3 protein-coding genes are annotated in these 3,991 nt (G+C 33.6%); 2 read left to right on the top strand and 1 reads right to left on the bottom strand.

Annotated features, from left to right (window positions below):
• The first annotated feature begins 106 nt into the window (after positions 1-106).
• Positions 107-583, top strand: a complete 477-nt coding sequence (locus tag ACKI67_RS08145) for a tetratricopeptide repeat protein (protein ID WP_407463004.1) — start codon at positions 107-109, stop codon at positions 581-583.
• A 130-nt stretch (positions 584-713) separates the two neighbouring features.
• Here ACKI67_RS08145 and uvrB read toward each other — a convergent pair whose 3' ends face one another.
• On the bottom strand, positions 714-2,678 hold the full coding sequence (gene uvrB / locus ACKI67_RS08150; protein WP_407463006.1) for an excinuclease ABC subunit UvrB: 1,965 nt from the start codon (positions 2,676-2,678) through the stop codon (positions 714-716).
• Between the two features lie 381 nt (positions 2,679-3,059).
• Here uvrB and ACKI67_RS08155 point away from each other — a divergent pair.
• Positions 3,060-3,991: hypothetical protein (locus ACKI67_RS08155; RefSeq protein ID WP_407463007.1), on the top strand; the 932-nt coding region annotated here is incomplete at its 3' end.

Genomic DNA, 3,991 nt, shown 5'->3' on the forward strand with positions numbered 1-3,991 from the left:
AATATTACGCCGTTATCATAAATTTTATTAACACGTGTTAACAAAATAAAAAACAACTAATGTTATGTAATAATCATTTATTTATAATTCTTATCCAGGTGATTCTATGGATTTCGATGAATTGATGGAGAAAGGAAATCAATTAAGAAAAGAAAACAAGTATGAAGAGGCATTGGATGTATATCAAGCTGCATTAAAAGCCGATAAAAGACGTCCTGAAGCTTGGAATATGAAAGCAAGTACTCTTGGTTTATTGAATAAAACAGATGAATCTATCGAATGCTTTGATAGGTCATTGGAGCTTGACTTTGAAAATGAACAGACTTGGTTTTTAAAAGGAATGACTTTATTTGCCATTAATCGTTTTAATGAGGCAAATTCCTGTTTTGATAAGGCAGTGAATGCTGACCCTCATAATCCTGTTTATTGGAAATATAAAGGAATGGTTTTAAGTCAATTGAATCACAACGCAGATGCATTAAAATGCTTAGATAATGCATTGGAACTCGACCCTGATGATGATGCAGTTCTTGTATTCAGACATACAGTAGTTGAGGCTTTAGAAAAAGAAGAAAATATATAAGTCGTAGGATTAATCCTACAACTCTTTTTTTATTAATTTTTTAATTATTCGTATTCTATTTTTAAATATCAAACATAATTATCTAATTTTTATCTAATTTTTATCAAATTTTTACTAAATAATACAATGTTCAATATTTTTTGTTAATGCTTTTTAAAGCAACTATTTGATCTCTTAAGACAGCAGCCCTTTCAAAGTCCAAATCGTTGGCGGCTTCTTTCATTTCTGCTTCCAAGTCTTTGATCAATAACTTAAGCTCATCCTTAGGCATGCCTTTGAGGTCATCTCTGGATGGAGTCCTTTTAGTGGACATCTTCTTGTCTTTAAGGGTTCTGTAAGTTGATTGCGGTGTGATGTTGTATTTCTCGTTGTATGCCATTTGAAGCTTTCTTCTCTTGTTAGTAATGTCTACAGCATTTCTTACAGAATCGGTCATGTCATCAACATACATGAGAACCTCTCCGTCCACATTCCTTGCAGCTCTTCCTATTGTCTGAATAAGAGAGGTTTCACTACGTAGGAATCCTTCTTTATCGGCATCTAAAATAGCTACAAGTCCTACTTCAGGTAGGTCAAGCCCTTCTCTCAATAGGTTTACTCCTACAAGAACATCAAACTCTCCACGCCTTAAATCGTCAATGATTTCCACTCTTTCCAATGTATCAATCTCTGAGTGGAGATATCTTACCTTGATTCCAATTTTAGCATAATAATCTGTTAGGTCTTCAGCCATCCTTTTGGTAAGTGTTGTAACAAGTATCCTTTGGTCTTTTGCCACTTTCTTTCTGACTTCAGCAAGAAGATCTTCAACTTGCCCTTGGACAGGTCTGATTATAATTTTAGGGTCTACAAGTCCAGTTGGCCTTATGATCTGTTCTACAACATTCTGGCTTCTTGACATTTCATAAGGTCCGGGAGTAGCTGAAACATAAAGGACCTGATTTTGAATTGCTTCAAACTCATCAAATCTCAGTGGTCTGTTTTCCTTAGCGGAAGGCAATCTGAATCCATATTCTACAAGAGTTTCCTTTCTTGACCTGTCTCCATTGTACATTCCCCTAATCTGAGGGACTGTTACATGTGACTCATCAATGATTGTCAAATAGTCATCTGGGAAATATTTAAGCAATGAATAAGGCATATCTCCCCAATTTCTTCCAGACAAATGCATGGAGTAGTTCTCAATTCCAGGGCAATATCCCATTTCCTGTAGCATTTCTATGTCAAAACGGGTTCTTTGTTCCAATCTTTGAGCTTCAACATATTTGCCATTCATATTTAACTCTCTAAGCCTGCTTTCAAGCTCTTCGTTGATGTCCTTTAATGCTTGGTCCATTCTGTCAGCACCTACAACGAAGTGCTTTGCTGGAAATATCATGTATCTTTGCAAGGGCTCTTCCTTTTTGCCTGTTACAGGGTCAATCAGACTGATTGCATCAATCTCATCACCAAACAATTCAATTCTTATTGGAGGTGTTCCATGAACCGGATTGATTTCAATGACATCTCCCCTCACCCTGAATTGACCTCTTTCAAATGCAACATCATTTCTTTCATATTGCATGAAGATAAGTTTTCTAAGTATGTCGCTGCGTTCGTAAATATCACCTACTGCAATGGAGAATGCGAATTCACCATAATCTTCAGGTGAACCGATACCGTAGATGCAGCTTACACTGCTTACTACAATGACATCATCACGAGATAGGAGAGATTGGGTGGCGGAATGTCTCATTATGTCTATCTCTTCGTTGATTGAAGCTTCCTTGTCAATGAATGTATCAGTTCTTGGAACATAAGCTTCAGGTTGGTAATAATCATAATAGCTGACAAAATATTCTACTGCATTGTCAGGGAAAAATACCTTGAATTCCTCGTATAATTGTGCAGCCAATGTTTTATTGTGTGATATGATCAAAGTTGGCTTTTGAACCTTTTCAATAATGTTTGCCATTGTGTATGTCTTACCTGAACCAGTAACACCTAAAAGTGTCTGTTCATGCAATCCCTTATTTATTCCATTAACTAAGGATTCAATGGCTTGTGGTTGGTCACCAAGTGGCTTATATGGAGATTTGAGTTTAAATTCTTTCAATTTATCACCTAATAAAAAAAATTTTTTCTGTTAATTTTTTATTAAATCAATAATTTCTTTAGTATATAGTACTTTGAGCATTGTTTAATATAATAGTATCTATTGCGATTATTTTTATTAAAATAATCAGGATTTGTCCTTAAATAGGATAAAAAATAATTTAGGTAAACTTAAATTTAGAAAAGTTAAAGCAAAAATGATATATATTAGTATTTTATAAAAATATATTACATATTATAATAGTGAAATATTTTTAAAATATTTAATATAAGGGGTAAATATGTTTATTTTCACTAATTTTAATATATTCTAAATTCTATGTTTGTTAATTCATATAGAGTTTATTGGAAACTAGAAATTATATGAGGAGGACTTAAATTTATGAAATTAAAGAAATCATATGTCTTCTTGATTTCATTAATATCCATATTTTTATTGTTAAGTTTAAGTGCTGTATCAGCAGCCAGCGATATGGATAATCAAATATCTGATATTTCTGCTTCAGATGTTGTTGATGATGTTGATGAAATTGGAGACACTAATGATAATATTTTATCTAATTCTAATATTTTAACTGATGGAGACTCTGATGAACTTGGAGAAGATTCTGTAACAGATCCAACTCCTACAACTGTCGAATCAGAGGATAAAACTTATAAGTTTGGGGACAATATCACTGTTCCTGTAAGCGTTAAGGACAATGAAGGTCAAGAAATAACTTATACACAAGAAAATCTTGTTGTATCAAATGATAGTGATTATAATAATACTTACAATTTTACTGTAAATGGATCAAGCATTACTGTTAAAAACACTTTTGTCTTTGGAGAGTATACCCTTCACATTAAATTCTTAGGAAATGCTACCTACAGCGCTAACGAGACTACCGTTGCTTTAACAATTGAAAAAGCAGAAACTATTATAGACGCAAGCAACGGAACTGGAAGAGTAGGAGGCAACGTCACTATTCCTCTTGTTATTAAGGTAGGATCCGGCAGGACCTATAATTTCAATGCGAACAATATCACTGTTTTATATGGTGATGAAGTATACAATGTGACTAAAGTTGATGGCGGTATAGCATTAGTTAATTTTACCAAAGAACCTGGCGAATATCCTATTACAATCCATTTCAATGGAAGCCAAAGCTGTTATCCATCTGAGGCACAGGTTACAGTAAGAATTCTTGCTAACAATACTATAAAGGCTAATAACACCATTAAGGTGAATAAGAATGATGGTCATAATGTAGTAATTCCTATTGTCATAACATACTCAAATGGTACTGAAATTACTAATTTGACTGTAGCTCC

It is taken from the genome of Methanobrevibacter sp. (assembly GCF_045577275.1).
GTDB lineage: Archaea > Methanobacteriota > Methanobacteria > Methanobacteriales > Methanobacteriaceae > Methanobrevibacter.

Excerpts from the sequence above, each read along its gene's own strand:
- ACKI67_RS08145 (WP_407463004.1), top strand. The coding sequence starts at position 107 with ATGGATTTCGATGAATTGATGGAGAAAGGAAATCAATTAAGAAAAGAA.